Source organism: Nocardioides islandensis, assembly GCF_015352455.1.
GTDB lineage: Bacteria > Actinomycetota > Actinomycetes > Propionibacteriales > Nocardioidaceae > Nocardioides > Nocardioides islandensis.
The window spans coordinates 110,930-136,164 of sequence record NZ_JADKPN010000010.1 but is presented as its reverse complement, the minus strand read 5'-3'; the positions used below and the strand labels follow the sequence as shown (position 1 = coordinate 136,164).

The 25,235-nt window shown below is 72.5% G+C and carries 24 protein-coding genes; 9 read left to right on the top strand and 15 right to left on the bottom strand.

Annotation, left to right across the window (positions count from 1 at the left end):
- The first annotated feature begins 3 nt into the window (after positions 1–3).
- Genes ISU07_RS16195 through ISU07_RS16185 form a run of 3 tightly spaced genes read left to right on the top strand, consistent with a single transcriptional unit; the run spans position 4 to position 3,419 of the window.
- The gene (locus ISU07_RS16195) at positions 4–963 is read left to right on the top strand and encodes an alpha/beta hydrolase (RefSeq protein ID WP_194707856.1); all 960 of its coding nucleotides are present in this window, start codon (positions 4–6) and stop codon (positions 961–963) included.
- A 9-nt stretch (positions 964–972) separates the two neighbouring features.
- Positions 973–2,112, top strand: a complete 1,140-nt coding sequence (locus ISU07_RS16190) for an FAD-dependent monooxygenase (protein ID WP_194707855.1) — start codon at positions 973–975, stop codon at positions 2,110–2,112.
- Complete coding sequence (locus tag ISU07_RS16185; protein WP_194707933.1) at positions 2,112–3,419, top strand: FAD-binding oxidoreductase; 1,308 nt, start codon at positions 2,112–2,114, stop codon at positions 3,417–3,419. Before ISU07_RS16190 ends, ISU07_RS16185 begins: the two co-directional genes overlap by 1 nt.
- On the opposite strand, the gene ISU07_RS16180 is transcribed toward ISU07_RS16185, so the two are convergent.
- Entirely contained in the window at positions 3,420–4,301 is an 882-nt protein-coding gene (locus tag ISU07_RS16180; protein WP_194707854.1) for a Gfo/Idh/MocA family protein, read from the bottom strand.
- Positions 4,294–5,217, bottom strand: coding sequence for a LysR family transcriptional regulator (locus ISU07_RS16175; protein ID WP_194707853.1), 924 nt, complete (start codon positions 5,215–5,217; stop codon positions 4,294–4,296). Before ISU07_RS16175 ends, ISU07_RS16180 begins: the two co-directional genes overlap by 8 nt.
- Before the next feature lie 25 nt (positions 5,218–5,242).
- On the opposite strand from ISU07_RS16175, the gene ISU07_RS16170 reads away from it, so the two are divergent.
- Positions 5,243–6,178, top strand: a complete 936-nt coding sequence (locus tag ISU07_RS16170) for a LysR substrate-binding domain-containing protein (protein ID WP_194707852.1) — start codon at positions 5,243–5,245, stop codon at positions 6,176–6,178.
- A gap of 8 nt (positions 6,179–6,186) precedes the next feature.
- Here the strand turns inward: ISU07_RS16170 and ISU07_RS16165 are convergent, their stop codons facing one another.
- Positions 6,187–7,407, bottom strand: coding sequence for a multidrug effflux MFS transporter (locus tag ISU07_RS16165; protein WP_323742651.1), 1,221 nt, complete (start codon positions 7,405–7,407; stop codon positions 6,187–6,189).
- Positions 7,408–7,526: 119 nt separating this feature from the next.
- On the opposite strand from ISU07_RS16165, the gene ISU07_RS16160 reads away from it, so the two are divergent.
- Positions 7,527–8,456 carry an MBL fold metallo-hydrolase gene (locus ISU07_RS16160; protein ID WP_194707850.1) on the top strand — a complete coding sequence of 310 codons (930 nt, stop codon included), beginning with the start codon at positions 7,527–7,529 and terminating at the stop codon, positions 8,454–8,456.
- Between the two features lie 122 nt (positions 8,457–8,578).
- On the opposite strand, the gene ISU07_RS16155 is transcribed toward ISU07_RS16160, so the two are convergent.
- Positions 8,579–11,173: an alpha-L-rhamnosidase gene (locus ISU07_RS16155; RefSeq protein WP_194707849.1), complete on the bottom strand. Its 2,595-nt coding sequence runs from the start codon at positions 11,171–11,173 to the stop codon at positions 8,579–8,581.
- A gap of 137 nt (positions 11,174–11,310) precedes the next feature.
- Here ISU07_RS16155 and ISU07_RS16150 point away from each other — a divergent pair, with 137 nt between their 5' ends.
- The gene (locus ISU07_RS16150; RefSeq protein WP_194707848.1) at positions 11,311–12,309 is read left to right on the top strand and encodes a formylglycine-generating enzyme family protein; all 999 of its coding nucleotides are present in this window, start codon (positions 11,311–11,313) and stop codon (positions 12,307–12,309) included.
- On the opposite strand, the gene ISU07_RS16145 is transcribed toward ISU07_RS16150, so the two are convergent.
- Genes ISU07_RS16145 through ISU07_RS16120 form a run of 6 tightly spaced genes read right to left on the bottom strand, consistent with a single transcriptional unit; the run spans position 12,306 to position 17,238 of the window.
- Complete coding sequence (locus ISU07_RS16145; RefSeq protein ID WP_194707847.1) at positions 12,306–12,740, bottom strand: hypothetical protein; 435 nt, start codon at positions 12,738–12,740, stop codon at positions 12,306–12,308. The two genes, ISU07_RS16150 and ISU07_RS16145, sit on opposite strands and share 4 nt — an antisense overlap.
- A 23-nt stretch (positions 12,741–12,763) precedes the next feature.
- Positions 12,764–13,246, bottom strand: a complete 483-nt coding sequence (locus tag ISU07_RS16140; RefSeq protein ID WP_194707846.1) for a hypothetical protein — start codon at positions 13,244–13,246, stop codon at positions 12,764–12,766.
- A gap of 13 nt (positions 13,247–13,259) precedes the next feature.
- Positions 13,260–14,555, bottom strand: coding sequence for an ABC transporter permease (locus ISU07_RS16135; RefSeq protein ID WP_194707845.1), 1,296 nt, complete (start codon positions 14,553–14,555; stop codon positions 13,260–13,262).
- Positions 14,552–15,250, bottom strand: a complete 699-nt coding sequence (locus tag ISU07_RS16130) for an ABC transporter ATP-binding protein (RefSeq protein WP_194707844.1) — start codon at positions 15,248–15,250, stop codon at positions 14,552–14,554. Before ISU07_RS16130 ends, ISU07_RS16135 begins: the two co-directional genes overlap by 4 nt.
- Positions 15,247–16,710: an efflux RND transporter periplasmic adaptor subunit gene (locus ISU07_RS16125; RefSeq protein WP_194707843.1), complete on the bottom strand. Its 1,464-nt coding sequence runs from the start codon at positions 16,708–16,710 to the stop codon at positions 15,247–15,249. The genes ISU07_RS16130 and ISU07_RS16125 overlap by 4 nt, the downstream gene beginning before the upstream one ends.
- A 54-nt stretch (positions 16,711–16,764) precedes the next feature.
- Entirely contained in the window at positions 16,765–17,238 is a 474-nt protein-coding gene (locus ISU07_RS16120; RefSeq protein WP_194707842.1) for a GNAT family N-acetyltransferase, read from the bottom strand.
- Positions 17,239–17,427: 189 nt separating this feature from the next.
- Here ISU07_RS16120 and ISU07_RS16115 point away from each other — a divergent pair, with 189 nt between their 5' ends.
- On the top strand, positions 17,428–18,393 hold the full coding sequence (locus ISU07_RS16115) for an FKBP-type peptidyl-prolyl cis-trans isomerase (protein ID WP_194707841.1): 966 nt from the start codon (positions 17,428–17,430) through the stop codon (positions 18,391–18,393).
- Positions 18,394–18,621: 228 nt separating this feature from the next.
- Here the strand turns inward: ISU07_RS16115 and ISU07_RS16110 are convergent, their stop codons facing one another.
- From ISU07_RS16110 to ISU07_RS16095, 5 genes are all read right to left on the bottom strand, one after another.
- A complete protein-coding gene (locus ISU07_RS16110) occupies positions 18,622–19,488 on the bottom strand; it encodes a hypothetical protein (protein ID WP_194707840.1) in 867 nt (288 codons plus the stop codon).
- Complete coding sequence (locus tag ISU07_RS16105; RefSeq protein WP_323742650.1) at positions 19,485–19,640, bottom strand: sigma factor-like helix-turn-helix DNA-binding protein; 156 nt, start codon at positions 19,638–19,640, stop codon at positions 19,485–19,487. Before ISU07_RS16105 ends, ISU07_RS16110 begins: the two co-directional genes overlap by 4 nt.
- Entirely contained in the window at positions 19,616–20,032 is a 417-nt protein-coding gene (locus tag ISU07_RS24140) for a hypothetical protein (RefSeq protein WP_228522068.1), read from the bottom strand. Before ISU07_RS24140 ends, ISU07_RS16105 begins: the two co-directional genes overlap by 25 nt.
- A gap of 105 nt (positions 20,033–20,137) precedes the next feature.
- The gene (locus ISU07_RS16100) at positions 20,138–21,472 is read right to left on the bottom strand and encodes an aspartate aminotransferase family protein (protein WP_194707838.1); all 1,335 of its coding nucleotides are present in this window, start codon (positions 21,470–21,472) and stop codon (positions 20,138–20,140) included.
- A complete protein-coding gene (locus ISU07_RS16095) occupies positions 21,465–23,006 on the bottom strand; it encodes a CoA-acylating methylmalonate-semialdehyde dehydrogenase (RefSeq protein ID WP_194707837.1) in 1,542 nt (513 codons plus the stop codon). The genes ISU07_RS16100 and ISU07_RS16095 overlap by 8 nt, the downstream gene beginning before the upstream one ends.
- Before the next feature lie 83 nt (positions 23,007–23,089).
- Here ISU07_RS16095 and ISU07_RS16090 point away from each other — a divergent pair, with 83 nt between their 5' ends.
- Positions 23,090–24,625 carry a PucR family transcriptional regulator gene (locus ISU07_RS16090; protein ID WP_323742649.1) on the top strand — a complete coding sequence of 512 codons (1,536 nt, stop codon included), beginning with the start codon at positions 23,090–23,092 and terminating at the stop codon, positions 24,623–24,625.
- 69 nt (positions 24,626–24,694) lie between these two features.
- Positions 24,695–25,231 carry a hypothetical protein gene (locus tag ISU07_RS16085; protein WP_194707836.1) on the top strand — a complete coding sequence of 179 codons (537 nt, stop codon included), beginning with the start codon at positions 24,695–24,697 and terminating at the stop codon, positions 25,229–25,231.
- Positions 25,232–25,235: the final 4 nt, after the last annotated feature.

The following is a 25,235-nucleotide window of genomic DNA, read 5'->3' as shown; positions in this document are numbered from 1 at the left end:
CCGATGAGCATCCACCCGGACGTCGCCGCCCGCCTCCACCTGCTCGACGGCATCCCGTCGATCCAGGCGGCGATGGGCGACCCCGAGCTCGACCGGAAGTTCCGCGAGTTCGCTAGCCCGGACCTCCCAGCCGCGCCCGACGCGCTCGTCCAGGACCTCCTGCTCGACGGACCGCACGGCCCGGTCCCCGCGCGGGTCTACGAGCCGGCCGACGGCGCGGACGCGCGTCCTGCGCTCCTCTGGCTCCACGGCGGCGCGTTCATGTTCGGCGACCTCGACATGCCGGAGGCCGACCGCACGGCACGCGAGATCACCGCACGTGGGGGAGCGGTCGTCGTCAGCGTCGACTACCGGCTCGCCGTCGGCGGCGTGCACTTCCCGGTGCCGCTCGACGACTGCGTGGCCGCGACGCGCTGGCTGCGCGACCATGCCGGCGAGCTGGGCGTCGACCCCGGTCGCATCTCCCTCGGTGGCGCGAGCGCGGGCGGCAACCTCGCGACGGCGGCCGCGCTGCGGCTGCGCGACGAGGACGGCTGGCAGCCGTACTCCCTCATCCCGGTCTACCCGGTGCTGCACCACGTGCTGCCCGAACCGACCCCCGAGCTCGCCGTGCTGCTCGCCGACGTACCTCCCGTGCTGCGGTTCACGCCGCCGGCGACGGCCGGCATCAACGCCAACTACCTGGGCGGGCAACCGGCCGACGGATACTCGTTCCCGGCGCTGGCCGACGTGTCCGGCCTCGCGCCCACGCTCCTGGTGATCGCCGAGTACGACGACCTGCGCACGTCGGCCGAGGCCTTCGCCGACCAGCTCGAGACCGCGGGCGTCGACGTCGGGCTGGTGCTCGCCGAGGGCATGCTGCACGGCTTCCTCAACCTCGCCGCCGACCTCGAGCCGGTCGACCGCGTGCTCGACCTGATGGCCGCCTCGGTGGCCGACACCACCACCGTCCCCTCGCCCTAGGAGGCTCCCATGACCGACCCCCTGAAGGTTCTCGTCGTCGGCGGCGGCATCGCCGGCGGCGTCCTCTCCCTCGGCCTCGCCCAGAAGGGCGTCGAGGTCGTGCTGGTCGACCTGCGCAGCGAGCTCGGCGGCGTCGGGCACGGCATCACCCTGCAGGGCAACGCGCTCAAGGCGTTCCAGGCCGTCGGCATCTACGACCGGCTGGCCGAGCACGGCTTCGCGTTCAGCCACCTGCGCATGAAGTCGCCCGACGGCCACACGATCATGGAGATCCCCACGCCCCCGATGGGCGGCCCCGACCTGCCCGGCACGATGGGTGCGCTGCGCGGCGACCTGGCCGACATCCTGGCCGACGAGGTCACCAAGGCCGGCGTCGACGTCCGCCTCGGCACCACGATTACATCTTTCGACGACCGCGGCGGCAGTGCCGATCCTCGGGTCGTCGTCACGCTTTCCGACGGCTCGACCGAGACCGTCGACCTGCTCGTCGGCGCCGACGGCATCCGCTCGAAGGTCCGCTCCATGATGGGCATCACCGACGAGCCGAAGCCCGTGGGCATGGGCATCTGGCGCACCGTCGCCAAGCGGCCGGCCGAGATGGACTGCTCCGAGCTGTACTTCGGCGGGCCGAAGTACAAGGCCGGCTACACGCCCATCTCCGAGGACCTCTGCTACGCCTTCCTGCTCGAGGAGAACCTCGACCGCTCGTACCTCGGCGAGGGCCCGCGCGGCGCCGAGCTGAAGGAGCGCGGCCAGGGGTACGGCGGGACCTGGGGACAGGTGCGTGACTCGCTGGCCGACGACGCGATCGTCAACTACCAGTGGATCGAGGCGATCTGCGTCGAGTCCCCGTGGTACCGCGGCCGCACGATCATCATCGGCGACGCCGCCCACGCCTGCCCGCCGCTGATCGCCCAGGGCGCCGCGATGTGCGCCGAGGACGCTGTCATCCTGGCCGAAATGCTGACCGCCGGTCCTTCCGTCGACGAGGTGCTGCCGGCGTTCATGGAGCGCCGCTTCCCGCGCGTGAAGATGGTGCTCGACAACAGCCTCACCCTGGCCGAGTGGGAGATCCACCCCGAGACCCCGGGCGCCGACCCGGGCCGGATCATGGGCCAGACGCTGGGTGCGCTGGTCGCTCCTGCGTGATGCTGCGCCGCGACGAACCCGGCTTCGAGGAGGCCCGGGTCGACCGGATCTTCAACCGGCGCCTGACCTCTCGCCGGCCCGCCGCTGTCGTACGACCGACCACCGAGCAGGAGGTCGTCGACGCGGTCAGGCTGGCGAGGGAGAACGGCTGGCGCGTCGCCGTGCGCTCCGGCGGTCACAGCTGGGCGCAGTGGTCGATCCGCGACGACGCGCTGGTGGTCGACCTCGGTGCGCTGCAGGACATCGCGTACGACGAGGCGACCGGCGTCGTGTCCGCGTGCCCAGCGGTCAAGGGTGGCGCGGAGCTCGGCCCGTACCTCGAGGCGCGCGGCCGGTTCTTCCCCGGCGGGCACTGCCCGACCGTCGGGATCGGCGGCTTCCTGCTCCAGGGCGGGCAGGGCTGGAACGCGCGTGGTTGGGGATGGGCGGCCGAGTACGTCGAGGCGCTCGACGTGGTCACCGCGGCCGGCGAGCTGGTCCGGTGCTCGGCCGACGAGAACGCCGACCTGTACTGGGCCGCCCGCGGCGCCGGACCCGGCTTCCCGGGCGTGGTCACGCGGTTCCACCTGCGCACGCTGCCCAAGCCCGAGCACCTCGCGCTGACCGTGCACGCCTACGACCTCGCGGACTTCGACGAGGTGATGACCTGGCTGCACGACACCCACGCGTCCGTGGCCGACACCGTCGAGATCGTGGCCCTCACCAAGACCGACCCGGCGATCGCGCCCGGGGTCGTGCTGCTCGTGACCGCCGTGGCGCTGGTCGGCTCGGCCGAGGAGGCGGACGCCGCGCTGGCGCCGTTCCGGACGTCGCCGGCGCTGGACCGCGCGCTCCTCGTGCTCGACGCCGTGCCCACGACCATCGACGAGCAGCGCAAGCGCCAGCTCGACGACAACCCCGAGGGCCACCGCTGGGCGGTCGACAACGCGTGGCTGTCCGGGGCTGCTGCCGAGGTGGTGCCCGCGGTGCGCCGGGCCTGTACGACGCTGCCGAACGAGAAGGCCTTCACGATCTGGTTCAGCATGGCGCCGCTGCGGACGCTGCCGGACATGGCGTTCTCGCTCCAGTCGGAGATCTACCTGGCGTCGTACGTCGCGTGGGAGGACCCCGACGACGACGAGCGGTGCATCTCGTGGCTGGAGTCGGCGATGGCCGACCTGGAGCCGGTCTCGGTCGGCCAGTACATCGGCGACTCCGACCACACGCGACGCAAGAGGGTGTTCCTCGCCGAGGAGAATCTCCAGCGTCTGCAGGGGATCATCGCCGACCGGGACCCGGACGGGCTCTTCGTCGCGTACCTCGGCTAGCTAACCCAGGGACCGCTCGGCCTGGTCGAGGAGCCGCTGGAGCATCAGGCCGCGGCGCACGTCGATCGGGTGCGGCCGACCGGTCGCCACGGACTCGGCGAGCTCCGCCGCGATCGTGGGCATGAACGCGGCGTCGTCGCGGATCGTGTCGGTGTCGAACACCACCGGACCCGCGTCGGTGTGGACCGTGCAGAGCAGACCGCCCACCGCGCCCGGAGCCGTGATCGAGAGCATCGCCTGACCGACGCTGCCCGACTCGTGGCGGGTGGTGAGCGCCAGCATCCGCAGCGGGTCCCCGACCGCGGTCACCTCCTCGACCGGTCCCAGCGTCGCGTCCAGCAGGTCGAGCGCGTGGGGGCCGAGGTCGAGCAGGGCTCCCCGCTCGACGCGCCACGGGGTGGCGAAGAGCTCGCCGGCCCGCGAACCGCCCCCCACGAAGCCGAGCTGCGCTCCTTGGGGCTCGGTCGCCGCGACCTGCTCCAGGAAGGCGCGGCACTCGGCGGTGAAGCGGTTGGTCAGGAACAGCAGTGTCCGGACGCCGGCCTCCTCGACGGCCTGCGCGAGGCGCTCGGCGTCCGCGAGGTCGAAGGCCAGCGGCTTCTCCAGCAGCAGGTGCTTGCCGGCCGCCGCCGCGCGTGGCGCGAGGGACGCCTGCACGCCGGGAGGGACGGCGAAGGCCACCGCGTCACACCGCTCGAGCAGCTCGTCGTACGACGACACCGCCGTGGCGCCGTACCGCTGGGCGAGCTCCTGGGCGGCGTCGTGGCGACGTGCCCACACGGCCTCGAGGCTCGTGCCCGGGCCGCCCGCGAGGAGCGGTGCGTGCACGAGGTTCGCCCACGGTCCGGCGCCGACGAGGCCCATGCGCAGCGTCTCAGCCATGGTCGGCCGCCAGCTCGTCGGCCAGCTCGTCGAGGCGCGCGAACAGCCAGCGGTGGGCGGGGTCGGAGAGACGGTCGTGGGCGTACCAGTAGCCCTCCGCCAGCACCACCTCGTCGAACGGGGGCTCGACCATCACCACCGGACCTCCCTTGCGGACGTGGATGCGGGCCTGGCGTTCGGGCACGACGGCGACCAGGTCGGTGCCCTCGATGACGAACGGCAGCGGCAGGAACTCCTTGACCTGCAAGGCGATCCGGCGGTCGATGCCGAGCTCGCCGAACGCCCGGTCGGCCGGGGTGAGGATGCCGGGACCGAAGCTGCTGACGGCGTGGCCGAGCTCGGCGAGGTCCTCCAGGGTCAGCCGGCCGTCGACCAGGCGCGGGTTGTCTCGCGCCGCGAGGATCACCATCCGGTCGCGCCAGAGCGGCTTGGAGTCGCCGGGGAAGCCGAAGCCGAGCGGCGCGATCAGCGCGTCGTGCTCGAGGAGGACGCGGTCGGAGGAGCGGGCGTCGGGGCCGAGGTTCTCGATGGCCAGGCGTACGCCGGGTGCCGACGCACCCAGGAGCCGCACCAGCGGCTCGTGGACGACGGCGATCGCGTAGTCGCTCATCGCCATCCGGAACGTCCGCTCGCTGGTCGACGGGTCGAAGTCGTCCTCCAGCTCGAGCGCGCGGGCCAGCAGGCGGACGGCGTGCTGGACCTCGGGGAGCAGCTCGCGGGCCAGCGGGGTGAGCTCGTAGTCGCGGCCGGCGCGGACCAGGAGCTCGTCGTCGAACCTTCTGCGCAGTCGGGCGAGCGCCGCGCTCATGGCCGGCTGGCTGAGCTCGAGCCGCTGTCCGGCCCGCGTCACGTTGCCCTCCTCGAGGAGCACCTTCAACGGCAGCAGCAGGTTGAGGTCGGTCCCGCCCAGCGCCATGCCCTGAACACTAGAGTCAAACGCCATGAGGGAGCGGCTGCGTGAGGTCGACGCCAACCTGCTGCTGGCCCTCCACGCGCTGCTCGAGGAGCGGAACCTCACCCACGCCGGCGAGCGGATGACGATGAGCCAGCCCGCGATGAGCGGTGCGCTGACCCGGCTGCGCAAGCACTTCGACGACGAGCTGCTGGTGCGCGTCGGTCGCGGGTTCGAGCTGTCGCCACTCGCCGAGCGGCTCCGGCCCGCGGTCGAGGAGGCGGTCGAGGCGGCGGAGTCGCTGCTGGGCAACCAGCGCGACTTCGACCCGACATCCAGCGAGCGGCCGTTCTCGGTGAGCATGTCGGAGTACGCGATGACGGTGCTCGCCGAGCCGCTCACCCGGCTGCTCGCCGAGCAGGCGCCCGGGTGCTCGGTGTCGATGGACGCCGTCGCGGTCGCGCCGGACCAGTTCGAGAGCCAGCTGATGCGCCGCGACCTGATCATCGGCCCGCTCGGCTTCGACTTCCCGGGACGCCGGCAGCCGGTGTTCACCGACCACCTGGTGTGCGTGGTGGACCGCGACAACGCCCGGCTGGTCGACGGGGCGCTGACCCTCGACGACCTCCGCGAGATGCCGCACGCGGTGGCGCAGTTCGGGGCCGCGGGATCGCGCAAGCGGCCGCTCGAGGTGGAGATGGAGCGGCTGGAGATCGAGGACCGGACGATCCTGGTGCAGGTCACCTCGCTGCTGACGCTGCCGTTCGCCGTCAGCGGCACCGAGATGTGCGCGTTCGTGCCCGCGCGGCTGGCCCACCGCTGCCTCGACGTCCTTGACCTCGTCGTGGCCGACACCCCTCTCGAGCCGGTGCAGATCACCGAGGCCGCGCACTGGCACCCGCGCCGCGACACCGAGCCGGCGGTCGTCTGGCTGCGGCGGCTGCTCTACGACGTCGCGGTGGCGGTGGAGGACGCCGTCGTCTGACCCGTTGGTCAGCCTGTCTCTTGCCGGGTCTCGTGACGGGACTTCGTCCCTCCTCGACCAGCGTGGGGCTGAGGCAGCCCGCGCGAGGCGGTGAAGCCACCCACCGCGGCGACTGCCATGACCAGGGCGGGCACGACCGCGGAGTCCTTGCCGCCGAGTCCGACCAAAGGGGCGACGATCGCGCCGAGGGTGAACTGGGTGAACCCGAGCACCGCGCTGCCCGAGCCGGCCACGTCGCGCACCTGGGCCATCGCGAGGGCGGCCGAGCTGCCCATGATGGCGCCGTTGCAGACGACGGCGACGAAGATGGCGACGGCGTAGAGCCACGTGCTTGCGTGGGTGAGGGCGAGCGCGAGGAAGGCCAGCGCGGCCACGGTCTGCACGGCCACGCCGGTGCGCACCATCGTGCGCGGCGGCCACACGTCGACCAGCTTCGAGGCCACGAACCCGGTCGCGATCAGTCCCGTGGCGTTCACGCCGAACGCGACGCCGTACTCGACCGCCGAGAGTCCCAGCACGTTCTGGTACACGAACGGCGACGCCGAGATGTAGGCCATCATCACGCCGAACGAGCAGCCGAGGACGGCGACCGGGCGGCGGTACGCCGGCCGGGCGAGCACGCTGCGGACGCCGCCGATAAGCGTCGTCTGGCGATGCTCGGGCAGGGTCTCGTGCACCACGAGGACGACGCCGACCAGCATGAGGACGCAGAGGCCGGTGACGGTCCAGAGCAGGCCGCGCCAGCCGAGTGGTCCGACCAGCAGGCCGCCGACCGTCGGCGCCAGCACGGGCGCGATGCCGCCGACGGTGATCATCAGCGTGAAGGCCCGAGCTGCCGCCTTGCCGGTCACCAGGTCGGTGATGACCGCGCGGCCGATGACCATGCCGCCGGCGCCGGCGAGGCCCTGGACCAGCCGGGCCGCGACGAGGATCGGGAGGGTCGGCGCGACGGCGGTGGCGACGCCGGCGAGCACGCAGACGGTGGCGGAGACCAGCAGGGGCCTGCGCCTCCCGTACCGGTCGGAGAGCGGTCCGGTCACCAGCTGGCCGACCGCCATGCCGAGCAGGAACGCCGTCAGCGTGAGCTGGACCGAGCTGGCGTCGGCCCTCAGGTCGTCGCCGAGGGCCGGGAACCCGGGGAGGTACAGGTCGGTGGCGACCGGTGCGACGGCCGCCAGCGAGGCGAGCACGAGCAGCAGCGGCAGCCTGATCCTCTGCGCGCCTGTCACTCGGCTGATTCGATCAGCCCGGCGGCGTACGCGGAACGCACGCGTCACCATGGCAGCGATAGCCCCTGGTGATGCCCGGATCCCTTGTTGTGGTGGGGTTCCTGCGGCTGACTAGGGGCATGAGCTGGGGAGACGGACGGTCGTACCTCGAGGAGCTGGCGCCGGGAGTCTTCGCCTTCGTGCAGCCCGACGGCGGCTGGATGGTCAACAACTGCGGCGTCGTGACGGACGGGTCGGGCGACGTGCTGCTGGTCGACACGACGTCGACCGAGAAGCGCAACCGCGCCCTGCTCGCCGAGGTCGCCGGCCTGGCGCCGGGCGGCCCGCGCCTGGCCGTCAACACCCACCACCACCCGGACCACACGTACGGCAACGGGTTCCTGCCGTCGAGCACGACGATCATCGGCCACCATCTCTGCCGCGAGGGCGTCATTCGGGCCGGCCTCAAGGCGACCGAGGAGCTGGTCGCCGACTACGGCGACCTGGTCGTGCGTCCGCCGGACGTGACCGTGTCGTCGGATCTCTCCCTGTATCTCGGGGACTTTCCCGTCGAGCTGCAGGTGATGGGTCCGGCCCACTCGACCCACGACATCGGTGTCTGGCTGCCCGAGCAGAAGGTGTTCTTCGCCGGCGACCTCGCGTTCTCCGGCGGCCACCCGATCTTCCTGGAGGGCTCGCTCTCCGGCTATCGGAACGCCGTCCGGCGGATGCGCTCGCTCGCGCCCGTCGCGCTGCTGCCGGGTCACGGCCCCGCGTGCCGGGGTGACGAGGTCGGTCGGGTGCTCGACGCGCTGGAGGAGTACACCGACTGGATCGAGGACGTCGCGCGGACGTCGTACGCCTCGGGGCTCACGCCTCTCGAAGCGGCGCAGAAGGCCGCCGGCGGGCCCTTCGTGGACTGGCCGGAGTCCGAGCGCGTGGTCTGCAACCTGCACCGCGCCTACGTCGAGCTCGACCGGGAGTACGAGCCGCCGGTCCCGCTGCGCATCCCGGCGCTGTGGCCGGAGATGGTCGCCCTCAACGGCGGCCCGATCGTCTGCCACGCCTGATCCCGAAGCCGCGGGGGCGTCCCTGCACGCGATTCGTCAGCGATCGTGCGGGTGGTCGGAGCGTGGTGGCTGCTGACGAATCGGGGTCTCGTCTCGCGCGCGTCCACCGGTGGGGGCCAGGGTCAGAAGCGGTGGGTACCCGGGCCGGCCTTGAAGGTGCCCTGGGGGAGCACGACCTCGGCGACGCAGCCGGGCGGGACGGAGAGGGTGAGCGACAGGACGTCGCCCGCGAGCGACCACGAGACCTCGATGCGGCCGTGCGGCGACAGGTGCCACGTACTCGCCGAGGTCAGGTCGCCGCCGAGGCGGGGCTCGACGCGGAAGCGGCGCCAGGTGGGTTCGAGGCGCTGGAGGCCGGCGACGTACCGGTGCAGGAACGAGACGACGGCGCCCTTGGAGTAGTGGTTGAGGGACTCGTGGGGGACACCGTCGGCGTCGATGCCGTTCCAGCGCTCCCAGACCGTCGTGGCGCCGCGGTCGATCATCGCCAACCAGGAGGGCTCCGAGTCCTGGAACAGCAGCTCGTACGCGAGGTCGAGGTGGCCGTGGTCGGCGAGCACGGGGAGCAGGTCCGGGGTCGCCAGGAAGCCGGTGGCCAGGTGGGTACCGGCCGAGCGGACGAGCGCGGCAAGCTCGTCCGCGGCCCGCTGGCGATGAGCCTCGGGCACCAGCCCGAAACGCAAGGCACGCACGAGTGTCGCCTGCGTGTGCGGGGAGATCCGGCCGTCCGCAGCGACGAACTCGGTCCGCCACGCGTCGACGACCGAGTCCGACAGAGCCGCGTAGCGCTCCGACTCGTCGACGAGACCGATCAAGGAGGCGATGGCCGCCGCGTGCCGAGACGTCCACGCGTAGAACGCCGTCGCGACCTCGGCCTTGTCGGCCGCGATGAACGCCGGGAAGTCCGAGGGCTCGCCGCCGGGCTCGAGCCACTCGCCCCAGTGGAAGCCGGTGTCCCAGAGGTACTGCTCGTGAGGCAGCGGCTCCGCGCTGCGCGAGATCCGCGAGGGGTGCCGCGAGCCGGACGCCATCCGCTCGACGCGGTCGAGCCACGCGCCCATCGAGGGCCACAGCTCGGCCAGCACCGCGACGTCGCCGTACTCCTCGTGGATCTCCCACGGCACCAGCACGATCGCGTCGCCCCAGCCCGCGGAGCCGTTCATCTTCTCCAGGAAACCGGTCCGCTCGGCGACCGGCATCGGGGCCATGTTGCCGAGGTTGCCGTCCTCCCACTGCGCGACGGCGAGGTCGCGCAGCCACTTGAGCGAGAAGCCGGCGACGTCATAGAGGTACGACGCGGTGGGGACGTACAGCTGCCAGTCGCCCGTCCACCCGGCGCGCTCGCGCGTGGGGCAGTCGGTCGGGATGTCGCAGGCGTTGTCGCGGAACGACCAGACGGCCGCGTCGTGCAGCCGCTCCAGCCGCGGGTCGCTGCACGTGAACGAGCCGGTCGGCCGGAGGTCGGTGTGCACGACGACGCCGGTCACGTCGTCGGCGGTCAGCGGGCCGGGGTGGCCCTCGACCCGGACGTACTGGAAGCCGTGCGTGGTCAGCCGCGGCTCGAAGACGTCGCCGTCGACGCCCGCGGACACGACGACGTCCACCTGGCCGGCGCTGAGCGGCTCCGGGAGGAACGGCGCGTTCGGCCGCAGGTGCTCCATCGTCACGTCGCCGTCGGGGCCGAGCGCCTCGCCGTGGGTGAGCGTGACGGTGGTGCCCTTCGGTCCGAGCGAGGTGAGCCGCACGCGGCCGTTCACGTTCTGCCCGAGGTCGACGACGTACGCACCCGACTCCAGTGGGCTCACCGACACCGGGCGCAGCGACTCGACCGGCCGCACCGGCGGGGCCGGCGAGCAGAACAACCCGTCGTACGACGCGTCGGTGACCACCACCGGCCGCCAGTCGGGAGAGACGGTCAGCAGCCGCCGGTCCTCGTGCTGGCCCTCGATGAGGTCGGCCTCGAGCACGTGCGACGGCGCCCACTGCCAGGAGGAGTCCGTCCCGACGACGAGCGACGTGCCGTCCAGGTGCTCCAGGAACAGCTGGGCCAGGAACGCCGTGTCGCTGCCCCATTGGTCGTGGGCGTTGAGCATGCCGACCTGACCGCGGTACCACCCGTCCGACAGCAGGGCTTCCACGCTGTGCTGGCCGGGCGTGAGCAGCGACGTGACGTCGTAGGTCTGCACCAGCAGCCGCGACCCGTACTCCGTGTACCCCGGCGCGAGCTCCTCGTCGCTCAGCCGCTGCCCGTCGATCGTCGGCTCGTAGACGCCGTGCGCGGTCGCGTAGAGACGCGCGCGGCGTACCGGGGACGCGACGTGCACCTCGCCACGCACCCGGTACGCCGGCCGGTGACCCGCGAGGCCGGCGTCGGCGCCGGTCGAGATCCAGGACGCCTGCCACTCATCGGCGTCGAGGAGTCCCGTCTCCACCACGAGCGGGTCGGACCAGTCGCTCCAGCCACGGTCCGTCTCGACCCGCACCCGCACGGTCCGCTGCTCGCGCGAGCCGAGCGGCTCGAACGGCCAGGGGACCAGGACGTTGGCGTCTCCCTCTCCGCGCGCCAGCGTCCCGTCGCCGGTCACCAGCTCGTGGGCGAGCTGCCGGATGGCACCGTCCGGCAGCCGCCACGAGAGCCGAGGCCGCCGTTCACCGATCCCGATCCCGCCGCGGTGCTCGGCCCTCAGGTCCGTGGGGCGCGTGCTCGTGGTGGTCATCGGTCTCCTCGTCCAGCGGTGCGGCCGGGGCCGACTCTTCCGGCCGGTACACCGGGGCGGAAGCAACGGCTGGGGATGCTGGGCATCCGCGGCGGCGATGCCTCGGCAGACGCGATGACGACCGTAGATTGAGGTGCGTGACGGCCACTCACGGTGCGTGCTGCGCCCCGACCAGCGGAGGATCGCCGACCACCGACCCCGCGTCGGTGGCCGTCCCGCGCGGCGAGCGCAGCACCCGCGGCCAGGTCGCGGTCGCCGGCGGCGAGTTCTGGATGGGGGACAGCCACGGCGACGGGTACCCGGCGGACGGCGAGGTACCGGTCCACCGGGTCCGCGTCTCGCCGTACCGGGTCGACGCCAAGGCCGTCACCAACGCGGAGTACGCCGCCTTCGTCGCCGCGACCGGGTATGTCACCGAGGCCGAGCGGGACGGTGTCTCCGCGGTCTTCCACCTCGCCGTCGACGCCGATCCCGCCGACGTGGTCGGGCGCGCGATCGGCACCCCGTGGTGGCTGGTCGTGCAGGGTGCCGACTGGCGGCACCCGTCCGGACCGCGCTCGGATGTCGAGGACCTGCAGGACCACCCGGTCGTGCACGTGTCGTGGCGCGATGCCCAGGCGTACTGCCGCTGGGCCGGCAAGCGGCTGCCGACCGAGGCCGAGTGGGAGCACGCCGCCCGGGGCGGCCTGGAGCGGGCCCGCTACCCCTGGGGCGACGAGCTCACCCCGCGCGGCCGGTGGCGCTGCAACATCTGGCAGGGCGAGTTCCCGCAGCGCAACACCCTGGACGACGGCTACCTCACCACCGCGCCGGTCGGCGCGTTCGCACCCAACGGGTACGGACTGCACAACAGCGTCGGCAACGTCTGGGAGTGGTGCGAGGACGCCTTCGGCCCGACCGTGTACGCCGACCGGCTGGCGTCCGCAGGTCCGGAGGGGGTGAGCGCCGACCCGGTCGCGGCCACGGAGGAGGCGCGCGGCACGTCCGCCCCGGGGACGCTGCGGGTGATGCGCGGCGGCTCGTACCTGTGCCACGACAGCTACTGCAACCGCTACCGCGTGGCGGCCCGCTCGGCCAACACGGCCGAGTCCTCGGCCGGCAACATCGGCTTCCGCTGCGCCAACGACGCGGACTAGCTCGGGAGCGCCGAGGGACGTCCGGTCGGGAGGTCGATCCCGCACGCCTGCAGTGCCGCCTGCGCGTCGGGGTCCTGGAAGGCCTGGAAGAACCCGTCGCCGCTGGGTCCCGCGCTGGGGAAGCCACTGGGCGGCGTGCCGTTCGTGGCGAAGTCGCTCGGCACGCCCGTCGGCCGGCCGCTCGGCTGCCCGGTCGGCAGGTCGCTCGGGAGGGCGTCCTCGAGGCCGGCCGCCTCGAGGCAGCGACGGACGGCGTCGAGGTCGAGCCCGCCCCCGAGCCCGCTTCCGGGGCCGCCGGACGGTGCCGCTGACGGGGTGGCGCCTGCCACGGACGTGGTGGTGGCGTCCTTGTCGTCTCCGGACCCGCAGCCCGTCAGACCGAGGGTCAGGACGAGGAGCACGGCGGCGAGCGACGTGGGACGAGCGGACATGGAGGTCTCCTGGGTCGTGGACGTCAGCGGATGGTGATGGTGGTGGCGGTGACGGCGCCCTGCGCATCGGTCCGTCCGGCCACCTGGACGGTCGATCCGGCTCTCACGTCGGAGGTCCTGCCCTGCTTCTCGACCACGATGCGGACCCGGTCGCCGAGCGAGATCGTGTGCGTCTTGCCGCCGAAGTCCTCGACCTTCAACGTCGTGCCCTTCAGGGAGACGACGGTGCCGATGACGGAGGTGGATCCCCCGTCCTGGCCGGTGCTCTGGTCGGTCGCGGCACCGCCGGGGAACACAGCACCGCTGGGCGGCGTGAACCCGCCGGCCTGCGGACCGGTCGCGGCCGCGGAGCCGGTGCCGGCGCCGTACGTCTTCTGCACCTGGACGCCGGCGAAGAACACCAGTGCGGCGGCCAGCACCAGGACCAGGCCGATCCGGAGTCGCGAGCGCTTGCGCGGCTCGGCCAGCCAGGCGTCCTCGAGCATCGACTCGGACTGGGTCGTCATCACTCGTGTCCCTTCACTCATAACGCATCGCGTCGATCGGGCGCAGCGAGGCCGCGCGGTTGGCGGGGTACAGCCCGAAGACCAGGCCGATGACGACGGCGACGCCGAAGGCCAGGACGACGGAGTACGGCGCCACGACGGGTTGCACCCCCACGATCGTGAAGTGGGAGCCGACGAGGCCTACGACCACTCCGACTGCGCCGCCGAAGAGCGAGAGCAAGACGGCCTCGGCCAGGAACTGGCCGACGATGTCGCCGCGTCGCGCGCCGATGGCCTTGCGGATGCCGATCTCGCGGGTCCGCTCGGTGACGGTGACGAGCATGATGTTCATGACGCCGATGCCGCCGACGAGCAGCGAGATGGCCGCCACGGCGCCCAGCAGCACGGTGAACGTGCGGTTCGAGGACGTCGCGGCGTCCAGGATCGACGAGGCGTTCTGCACGTCGTAGTCACGGTCGGCCGCCGTCACGCCGTGCCGCCCGTCGAGGATCGTCTCGACCTGGCTCTGCGCCAGGTCGACCGTGTCGGCCGAGGTGGCCTTGATCTCGATGGAGCCGATCGGCCCGTACCCGGCCAGCGTGTCCTGCACGGCCGTGGCCGGGGCGATCACCCGGTCGTCCTGGTCCTGCGGGCCGGCCGACCCCTTGGCCTCCAGCACCCCGACCACCTCGAACGTGATGCCGTTGAACGACACCTGCTCCCCGATGATGTCGCTCACGTCGGAGCCCACGAGGTCCTCGGCGACGCTGGTGCCGACCAGGGCCACACGCCGGTGCGCGGTGTACTCGGAGTCGGTGAACGACCGGCCCTCCGCGACCACGCTGTTGTCGATGAGGAGGTACGCCGGCGTCGACCCGGTGAAGGTGCCCACCGAGTGCGAGGCGCCGTCGTACGCCGCCGTGACCGAGGAGGCCGACACGACCGGCGCGACCCCCAGCACGGCCGAGGCCTCGTCGGTCTCGCTGGCCTCGGCGATGGCCCGGGCGTCCTCCATCGTGATCTCGGGGGTCCGGGACTGGGTGGCGTTCTGGCTGGTCGTGTCGCCTCCTCCGCCGCCGCCCGGGAAGAAGAGGCCGCCGGCCGCGCCACCGCGACCACCCGCCGCAGTCGAGCTCGCCGTGACCGTCAAGGTGTTGCTGCCCAGCCGGCTGATCTGGTCCTGCACGGCCTTGCTCGAACCGGTGCCGACGGCGACCAGGATGATGACCGCCGCGACGCCGATCAGGATGCCGAGCGTGGTCAGCACCGACCGCGGCTTGTTGACCGTGACGCCCTGCCACGCGACGCGCAGCACCTCGCCCGCGTTCACACGGCCTCCAGCGACCTGGTGTCGGACACGATCAGGCCGTCGCTCATCCCGATGATGCGCTGGGCATGCCGGGCGACCGCGTCCTCGTGCGTGATGACGACGAGGGTGCGGCCCTCGTCGGCCAGCTCGCCGAACAATGCGAGCACGTCCGCGGTGCTGTGGCTGTCGAGCGCCCCGGTCGGCTCGTCGGCGAGCAGCAGGACGGGGTCGGTGACGATCGCGCGGGCCACCGCGACCCGTTGCTGCTGCCCGCCGGAGAGCTCTGACGGCAGGTGCTTGACCCGGTCGGCCAGTCCCACGCGGTCGAGTGCCGCGAGCGCGCGTTCTCGGCGTTCGGCGACAGGGACACCGGCGTACGCCAGCGGCAGCTCGACGTTCCGCAGTGCCGTCGTGCGCGGGATGAGGTTGAAGCTCTGGAAGATGAAGCCGATCTTGCGGTTGCGGACGTACGACAGCTGGCGGTCGACGAGGCGGCGCACGTCGACCCCGTCCAGCAGGTACCTGCCCGAGCTGCCGGTGTCCAGGCAGCCGAGCACGTTCATCAGCGTCGACTTGCCGGACCCCGAGGCGCCCATCACCGCGAGGTACTCACGCTGGGCGACCACCAGGTCCACGCCGGCCAGGGCATGCACCTCGGCCTCGCCGTGGCCGTAGACCTTGGTCAGCCGTTCGACCCGGATGACGGGGTCGCTCATCGGCCCGGCCCGCTGACGACCGCTCCGCCCGGCCCGCCGGCCGGGAAGCTGAACCCGTCCGTGGCGGAGTCCGCCTGCTCCGGCAGCACCACGGTGTCACCGGGCGAGAGTCCGCTCAGCACCTCGGTGGTGGTGTCGCCCTGGAGACCGACGTCCACCTGCACGGTCTGCGTCGTGCCGTCGTCCTGGAGCACCGTCGCGGTGGTGCGGTCGCCGATGGTGGTCAGTGCGGAGCTGGAGACACGGGTGACGTTCTCCTTCTCCCCGGTGTTGACCGTCAGCTGCGAGGTCGCGCCGAGACGCACCCCCTTCGTCTTGTCGAGCCGCACGGTGACGCCGTACTCGACGACGTTGTTGGTGACCGTCTCGACGGTGTCGACCGAGGTGACGGTCCCGGTCACCTCGGTGTCGCTGGCCGAGAGGGTGACGGTCGCGGTCTGCCCGACCTCGACGTCGCCGATGTCGGCCTCGGCGACGTACGCCGTCACCTCGAGCGTCCCGGTCGCCGTGATCGTGACCAGCCCGCTCGAGCCGGAGTCGGACGCGGCGTCGGTCGACCCGCTTCCCGACGATGAGCCGCCGACGGTCCCGTTGACCGCGGTGACCGTGCCGGCCGCCGGAGCCCGGAGGACCGTCTGGTCCAGCGCCTGCTGGGCTTGCTGCACCCCGACCTGTGCCGAGGTCACCTGCGACCTGGCGTTCGCGAGCTCGTCGTCGGTGGCGCCCTGGGCGCTCACCGCGACCTGCGCCTGGGTCGAGCGGAGCTGGAGCCGGGCCGAGGCGACCTGCTCCTCCTGCTGCGTGACCTGCTGCCGCGCCTGGAGGAGCGAGGTGGCGCGCTGCTCCCGGGCCTGGACCAGCGCCTGGCGTGCGGCCGACTTGGCTTCGGCGCCTGTGGCGTCGGCCAGCTGCCGCTCGGCACGGGCGACCGCGGCGTCCTGCTGCCGCTTGGTCAGTGCGTAGCTGGCCCGCGACTGCGCCAGCGACGTCTGGGCCGAGCGCACGGACTGCTGGGCGCTCGCGACGGACAGGTTGTCCTGGGCGACCTCGGCCGACGTACGACCGTCGGCCACCGCGGCGTACGACGCCTGCGCCGACTGGAGCTGGGCCTGCGCGAGCGTGAGGTCCTGAAGGGCGGAGGTACGGTCGATCGACGCCAGCAGCTGGCCCTTGCGGATCCGGTCACCCTTCTTCACGTAGACGTGGGTGAGCGTCCCTCCGGCCCCCTCGAAGGACGCCTCGACGGTGCTGGCCGCCTCGACGTTCCCGCTGGCCGAGACCGTGGCTGTCACGTTGCCGGTGTCCACGGTCGCCGTCTGCTCGGCGGCCGCGGCGGGATCGGCCCCGCCGCTCACCGCCCGCCACGTCATGGCCGCCACCAGGGCGATGGCCAGCAGGATCAACGCGTTGATGGCCGGGCCGACTCGTCCGGTTCGTCTCCACAGTGGCACGCGGAGCATGTCAACGGTGCCGGCCGTGCTCCCCCTCTGAGGCGGCTGTGAGACGGCTATGTCTCAGATGTCCAGCTCCAGCTCGATCTCGTCGCGCAGGGGGATGCCGTGTTCCCCCGACGCCGGGATCTCCGGCTTCACCGTGCGCCGGCTCTCGTCCACGGCGCCGGCGCTCAGGCGGGCCAGCCGGAAGCCACGGCGCTGGTAGAACCGCAGCGCATCGACGTTGTCGTTGGTCGTGACGACCCAGAGGACGGAGCACCCGCCCTGCCGAGCGATCTCACGGACGGCGGCCACCAGCGCGGTCCCGGTCCCGGCAAAGCGCTGCGAGGCATGGAGGGTGAGCAGCTCGCACGCCGGACCGCGGACGACGTAGGTCGCGGCCCCGACGAGCTCCTCCCCGGACCAGGCCAGCACGGCCGGCTGCGCGGCCGCGTCGACCAGCTCGCCGCGCCGGGCGACGCGGGCCGCGTTGTTGTGCTCCAGGAACGTGCGCAGCTGCGCGTCGTCCTGCTCGCGCTTCGGGCGGACCTCCATGCCTCATGGTGACCCGTCCCTCGATTCGACCGACGTCCGGGACCGGGGTCATGCTGGTCGGGCTGTGCCTCCGCCCTGTGCCCAGACGTCGGGCCTCGTGGACAGGGTCCGCACAGGGTCCGTGGCTACCGTGGCGCGGCCCGTCCCCGAAAGAAAGCCGAGTCTGTGCACCGACGACTGCATCGCCCCGTGGCTGCCCTGTGCGCCGCCGTCCTCCTCCCCGCGCTGGCCGCGTGCGGCAGCGAGTCGAGCGGCGCCGCCGACAACGGCACGAAGTCGGAGGCGTCCAGCGGCGCCGAGACCGGCCAGCTGGACGAGGTCTCGTTCACCGGTGACGTGGGCAAGAGCCTCGAGGCCACGTGGAGCTCCAAGATCGCGACTCCCAAGTCGACGACCGTCACCACGCTGGTCAAGGGTGACGGCGACGCCGTCGCGGACGGCGACACGGTGAACGCCTACCTGTACGTCGGGAACGGCAGCGCTCAGAAGGACCTCTACAGCGACTACGACAACGGCGGCCCCGAGGCGATCCCGAACACCGACCAGGCCGGCGACGTGTTCCGCAAGCTGTTCGCCGACGCGACGTACGGCTCCCGCGTCGTCGCGGTGACGACCGCGACCGAGCTGTTCGGGCAGAACGTCGAGGGCAACCAGCTCGGGATCGGTGTGGACGACACCGTGGTGCTCGTCGCCGACCTCGTGGAGAAGCAGGAGCAGTCGCCCACGCCCACCGACGACAAGGCGCACGACGCCTCGCCCGACACGCAGCCGACCGTCGTGGAGACGGACGGCAAGCCGACCGGTCTCGACTTCTCGAACGTGGAGGAGCCCGCGCTCGACACCCCCGTCCAGCGCGTGGTGCTGAAGGAGGGCACGGGCGCGGCCGTCAAGGCCAGCGACACCGTGAAGATCGACTACCTGGGCGCGACGTACGACGCCAAGCAGCCCTTCGACGAGAGCTACTCGAAGCAGCCCCTGACGTCGGCGCTGAGCGGCCTCATCCAGGGCTGGACCATCGGCCTCACCGGGGTCGAGGTCGGCAGCCGGGTGCTGATCCAGATCCCGCCGGCCTACGGCTACGGCGCCCAGGGCAGCGGGGCGATCCCCGCGAACTCGACGCTGTGGTTCGTGATCGACGTGCTGGCAGTCAAGTAGCAGAGCCCGACCCGCACGTCCCAGGTGGGGGGGTGGTCTCCCCTTGCCCCTGAGGCGTGGTGCCTTCGCCCGCCCGAGAGGATGTGTCGGGCCGAGCTCCGGCCGCACTAGATTCCCGGCACTCGCCGGGTTTCCCCCGTGCCCGACGAGTGCAGATGTGCCGGATCCGCCCTTGTCCCCCCTGATCGCCGCGATTACCTGGGCGGACCGGCACACCGCTTGAAGCGCTCAGTCCGTCGACGCGAACGTGATGGACTCGCTGGCGAGGGCGATGCGGTCCACCAGCGTCGCGGAGGCTCCTTGGTCGTGCCAGCGGTCGATGACCACCTGGGCGCCGCCTATGTCCACGACCCAGAAGTCGATGACCACGGGCGCGGGTACCAGCCCGTAGGTGACGCCCCGGCTGCCCCGCGCGGTCTCCGCGATGAGGTAGTGGGCCTCGCCCTCCGTGCAGTCTCGGGGGACCCGGAGCCGGAGATGGAGGGCGGAACGGCCGAGCACCTGGCTGGGAGCCACGGCCTGGAGGACCGTGCTCCTCGGGAGCTCGGCGAGCTGGCGTGCGAGGCCCTCGGAGCTTCCGGCCACGGCACCGTTCACCGGCCCGCCCACGCAGCCCGAGCCTGCTGACAGCGCGTACGGCCGGTAGACGCCCAAGCCGCCGAACGCCTCGCCGTCGACGAGCACCGGGAAGTTCCCGCTCCACCACCCGTCGCCCGCCAGCGTCACGTCTGCCTCGAGCGGCTCTCCCTGGGCGTCGGAGCCCACCAGGACGCGGTAGGTCCCGGGCTCGAGGTCCTCACTGCCCATGTTGCCGGCCAGGGCCGGCGGCGCCTGGTCCACCGACGGGACAGGCGTGGCGGTCTGCTCGTGGGCGATGCCGGTGGAACCCTTCGCGGTGCGATCGCCCTGGGTGACCGCGTAGACGCCCCCGCCGATGAGCGCGACCGCCAAGGCGGCGCCGCCGACCCGCGTGATCGTGCGCCGACGCCGGCGGGTTCGTCCGCCGACGATCAGCCGCTGCACGTCGGGTCCGGGCGTGACCTGCATGTCGGCCTCCTGGTTGAGCGCTGACCGGAGCTCGTCGCCGAGAGTCATGAGCCGTCCACCACCTCTCCGACACCCGTCGCGGCCAGGGCACGGCGGAGAGCCGCCATGCCCGCGGACGCCTGGGACTTCACCGTGCCGGGTGCGCAGCCCAGCACGTCCGCGATCTGTGCCTCGCTCAGGTCCTCGTAGTGCCGCAGCACGATGACGGCGCGCTGCCGGTCCGGGAGCGCACAGACGAGCGGTCGGCGTTGAAGTAGTGGTAGCCCATCGCCCCGGCCGTCGGGTGTGAGACACATCCGGCGACGATGCGGACGCCGGAGCCGTTCACCCACCCGAGCTCGTAGCCGGCCTCCGTCGCCTTCTCGACCCGGTGGAACCCGGCAGTGGCCCTGCGCACCTGGGCCAGCTCGTCCGCGAGGACCTCGGCAGGTGCCGCGTGCTCGTGTGCGGAGTGGTCGTGGTTCGAGTGGCCGTGACGAGGAGCCGCGTCGTCCGCCGCCATGGCGGGGATGAGGGCCGTGCCCACCAGGACCGGCACCACCAACGCCACGCCGATGACAGTCTTGCGAGCACTCCGGTCCGGTCCGGCCATGAGCTTCCCCGTTCGTCGTGGGGTGGTTCGTCCCACCTCACGCCTCGAACGCATCGAGGCAGCCATCCGGTTCGTCGGAGGGCCAGGCCCGTCTGGCTGGGTCGGTCAGCCGGCGACCTCGGCCAGCGCGGCGTCCAGGATCTCGATCGCCTCGGTGACCTCCAGGGCCGTCGTCGTCAGCGGCGGCACCAGGTGGATGCGGTTGAAGTTCACGAACGGCAGCATGCCGCGCTTCTTGCAGGCCGCGACCACGGCGTTGACCTGCGGGCTGGTGCCGCCGTACGGCGCCAGCGGCTCGCGGGTCTCGCGGTCGGCGACCAGCTCGACGGCCCAGAACGCGCCCGTGCCGCGGACCTCCCCGACCCACTCGTGGGTGCGCGCCAGCTCGGCCAGGCCGGGAGCGAAGACCTCCTCGCCCAGGGCCGCCGCGTGCTCGACGACGCGGTCGTCCTCCATCGTGCGGATGGTGGCGACGGCCGCGGCGCAGGCCAGCGGGTGACCGGAGTACGTCAGGCCGCCCGGGTAGACGCGGTCGTCGAAGGTCGCCGCGATCGCCGGGCTGATGGCGACGCCGCCGAGCGGCACGTAGCCGGAGTTCACGCCCTTGGCGAAGGTCAGCAGGTCGGGCACCAGCCCGTCGAGCTCGGAGGCGAACCACCGGCCCGAGCGCCCGAAGCCGGACATCACCTCGTCGGCGATCAGCATGATGCCGTGTTCGTCGCACAGGCGGCGTACGCCGGAGAGGTACCCGGGCGGCGGGACCATGATCCCGGCCGTGCCGGGGATGGCCTCCAGCACGATCGCCGCGATCGTCTGCGGCCCCTCCATGGCGATCACCTCGGCCAGGTGGTCCAGGGCGCGCTCGCACTCCTCGGCCTCGGTCGTCGCGTGGAACCGGCTGCGGTAGAGGAACGGCCCGAAGAAGTGCACGGTGCCGGCGGCGCCGTGGTCGTTGGGCCAGCGGCGCGGGTCGCCGGTCACGTTGACGGCGAGGTGGGTGCCGCCGTGGTACGAGCGGTACGTCGAGAGCACCTTGATCCGGCCCGTGTGCAGTCGCGCCATCCGGATGGCGTGCTCGTTGGCGTCGGCACCGCCGTTGGTGAAGAACACCCTGTCCAGGTCGCCGGGGGTGTGGCCGGCGATCAGGCGCGCCGCCTCGGAACGCGCCGCGTTGGCGTGCTGCGGCGCGACGGTGCAGAGGTACGCCGCCTGCTCCTGGATCGCGGACACGATGCGGGGATGCTGGTGGCCGAGGTTGGTGAACACCAGCTGAGAGGTGAAGTCCAGCAGCCGCTGGCCGTCCTGGTCCCAGACGTGCGACCCCTCGGCCTTGGTGATCACCATCGGGTTCAGCGAGCCCTGGGCGGACCAGGAGTGGAAGACGTGCGCGCGGTCCAGCTCGCGGACGCGCTCGGGAGTCAGGTCGACGAAGTCAGACATTTTGCGGGAACCCCAGCTCGAGGCCGCCGTGCGGCCGGTTGTGCGGGTCGATCCACCGGGTGGTGACGACCTTGCCGCGGGTGAAGAAGTGGACGCCCTCGGTGCCGTGGGCGTGCGTGTCGCCGAGCAACGAGCGCTTCCAGCCGCCGAAGGAGTAGTAGGCGACGGGCACCGGCACGGGCACGTTGACGCCGATCATGCCGACGTTCACGTCGGCCTCGAAACGCCGGGCGGCCCCGCCGTCGTTGGTGAAGACAGCCGTGCCGTTGCCGTACTGGTTGGCGTTCACGAGAGCGACGGCCTCGTCGTAGGTGTCGACGCGGACCACCGAGAGGACCGGGCCGAAGATCTCCTCGCGGTAGATGTCCATCTCGGGGGTGACGTTGTCGAAGAGCGTCGGACCGAGCCAGAATCCGCCGTCGGCACCCCGGGCCGCGACCCCGCGGCCGTCGAGGACGACCTTGGCGCCCTGCCGCTCGCCGGCGTCGACGAACCCCGCGACCTTGTCGCGGTGGGCCCCGGTGACCAGCGGGCCCATGTCGGCCTCGGTGCCGGCCCCGCTGGTGGCGTCCGGCCCGCCGTCGCCGGTGACGATCCGGCGCGCGCGGTCGGCGACCCGGGCGACGAGCTCGTCGCCGATCGGGCCGACCGCGACCAGCACGCTGATCGCCATGCAGCGCTCGCCGGCGCTGCCGAAGCCGGCGTTCACCGCCGAGTCGGCGGCCAGGTCCAGGTCGGCGTCGGGCAGCACGACCATGTGGTTCTTGGCGCCGCCGAGCGCCTGGACGCGCTTGCCGTGCTGCGATGCCCGCTCGTAGACGTACTCGGCGATCGGCGTCGAGCCGACGAAGCTGATGGCCTGCACGACCGGGCTCTCGAGCAGGGCGTCCACGGCCTCCTTGTCACCCTGCAGCACGTTGAAGACGCCGTCCGGGAGACCGGCCTCCTTCCACAGCTCGGCCAGCCACAGGGACGCGGACGGGTCCTTCTCGCTGGGCTTGAGGACCACGGTGTTGCCGGCCGCGATGGCGATCGGGAAGAACCACATCGGCACCATCGCCGGGAAGTTGAACGGCGAAATGATGCCGACCACGCCCAGCGGGTCGCGCTTGGAGTGCACGTCGACCCCCGACGAGACGCTCTCGGAGTGCCCGCCCTTCAGCAGGTGCGAGATGCCGCAGGCGAACTCGACGACCTCCTGGCCGCGGGCGATCTCGCCCAGCGCGTCCGAGAGCACCTTGCCGTGCTCGGCGGTGATGATCTCGGCGAGCTCGCCACGCCGGGAGTTCAGGAGCTCCCGGAACGCGAAGAGGACCTGGGTACGGCGCGCGAGGGAGGTCTGCCCCCAGTCCTCGGCGGCTGCCGCCGCGGCCGCGATGACGGCCTCGGCGTCCTCGCGGCTCGCGAGCGCGACCTGCCCGGACACCCGTCCGGTGGCGGGGTTGGTGACGTCGGCGGAGCGGCCGCTGGTCCCGGCGTACCGGGCGCCGTTGCTCCAGTGCTCGATGGCGTGCTCGATGGCGGGGCTGGTCATGGCCCCATGCTGGTGGTGCCGGGCGCGCGCGCGTGCCGACGTACTGTCAGGAATCTGTCCCAGTCACCTGTCATAGTGTCGGGGTGCTGAGCGTGGCGGACGTCCTCCGGATGCCGGCGGTCCGCAGCGCCGACCCGGAGGTGCTCGCCGGGGCCGACCTGCTCGACCAACCGGTGCGGTGGGTGCACACCACCGAGCTCGCGGACATCGGGCCGTTGCTGCGGGGTGGCGACCTCGTGCTGACCACCGGCATCGCGCTGCCCGACCACACGGAGGGCCTGGCCCGGTTCGCCTCCAGCCTCGCGGAGTCGGGCGCCGCCGGACTGCTCGTGGAGCTGGGCCGGCGCTGGTCGGCGCTGCCGCAGGAGCTGGTCGCGCACTGCGAGGAGCGCGGTCTCCCGCTTGTCGCGCTGCGCCGGGAGGTGCGCTTCGCCGCGGTGGCGCAGGCGGTCGGCGAACGGCTCATCGCCGACCAGCTGGCCGAGCTGCGCGCGGCCGAGCGGGTCCACGACACCTTCACCGAGCTGAGCATCGGGGAGGCCGGACCCGCCGAGATCCTGGCGGCCGCCCAGCGGCTGTCCGGCTCGGCCGTGGTGCTGGAGGACGAGCAGCACCGGATCGTCGACTACCTGGTCGGGCCGGCCGACGACGGGTTCGTCGAGGACTGGGAGCGCCGGTCGCGCACCGTGCGGACGACCGGTCGCACCGGCTGGGACCCGAGCACCGGCTGGCTGGTCACCCGGGTCGGCCGTCCCGAGCGCGGCTGGGGAAGGCTGGTGATCGCTGCCCCGGCGGGCGCGTCGGCCGGGTTGACGGCGGTGGCCGAACGGGCCGCCGCCGCGCTGGCCATGCACCGCCTCCACGACCGCACCCGCGACGGGCAGACCCGGCGGGTGCACCACGAGCTGCTGGCGGCCCTGCTCGCCGATCCCACGGACGAGGAGACCCGACGGCGCGTGGAGATCGCCGGCCTGCCGGCGGGCCGCCAGCTCGTCGGCGTGGCCCTGCGGCCACCGCGTCCCGCGCAGCTCGACGACCTCGTCGCGGCGTGCCTGCGGGCCGCCGAGGTCACCCACGCGCCGTTGCTGGCCTCGGTCTTCGAGAGCGAGGTGCGCGGGCTGGTGGCCCTGCCGCCGCGCGCCGACGCCGTACGGTTCGTCGACCGGTGGGCCCGCGAGGTGGCCGGGCGGGTACCGGCCGTCGTGGCGGCGGGGACCCCTGCGACCGGGCTCGCCTCGGCGGACCGCACCCTCCAGGAGGCCTCGCAGGTGCTGGCCGCGCTGCCGGCGCTGCCCACCGCGGACGCCGTCGGCGGGGTACGCCGGCTCGAGGACGTGCACGTGCGCGGCCTGCTGACCCTCCTCGCCGACGACCCCCGCGTCGCCGCCTTCGTCGACCGCGAGCTGTCGGCCCTGCGCGCCGAGCCCGAGCTCTTCCGGACCTTGCGCGCGCTGGTCGAGCACCCCGGTTCCAAGGCCGCCGCGGCCGCCGCTCTCCACGTCTCCCGGCCGGTCCTCTACGACCGGATCGCGAAGATCGAGCGGCTGTTGTCGGTGTCGCTGGACGACGCCGAGGTCCGGACGTCGCTCCACGTGGCTCTGCTGGCGGAGGAGGTGTGAACGGCACAGCCCCTGGGCCGGGCCTGCTTCCGAGCACGCCGGCCCGCTGGGCGCACTTATCCTGCTGCCGTGGATGGCGAGACCGTGGCTCTGGTCGGGGGTGTTCTCGCGGTCTTCGGCACGCTGACTGGGACCGTGTTCACACAAGCGCGCTCCGACAAACGTGACCGCGTGAGACTCGCCTCCGAGGAGCGTCGCGAGGAGCGCAGACTGAACGTGGACGCGCAGCGTGCCCGAGAGGCCCGGCTGTTCGACCACCGTCGTGCGGCATTGCTCCACGTGATCGAGAAGTACCACTCCTCTGCGGAGCGGGCGTGGAACGTCGAGCACGACCCGACCGCGCCACTGCCTGACGCCGACGAGCTGGAGCCGCTGTGGCAGTTGCTCAGCCAGGTCGACCTGTATTGCGGTCGTGAGTCGGCGAGACTGGCTCGTGAGGTCCACACCACGTTGTCCGCGTGGCTGCACGGGACCGGACCGGGCACGGGCGATGACCGACAAGGCCGTGCCGAGGCAGCGTTCCAAGCGTTTCTCGCCGCGGCACGGTCAGAACTGGGCGTGCCACGCAGCATCGACGAAGCGACAGAAGAGCCGGCTGCTGAATAGGCCG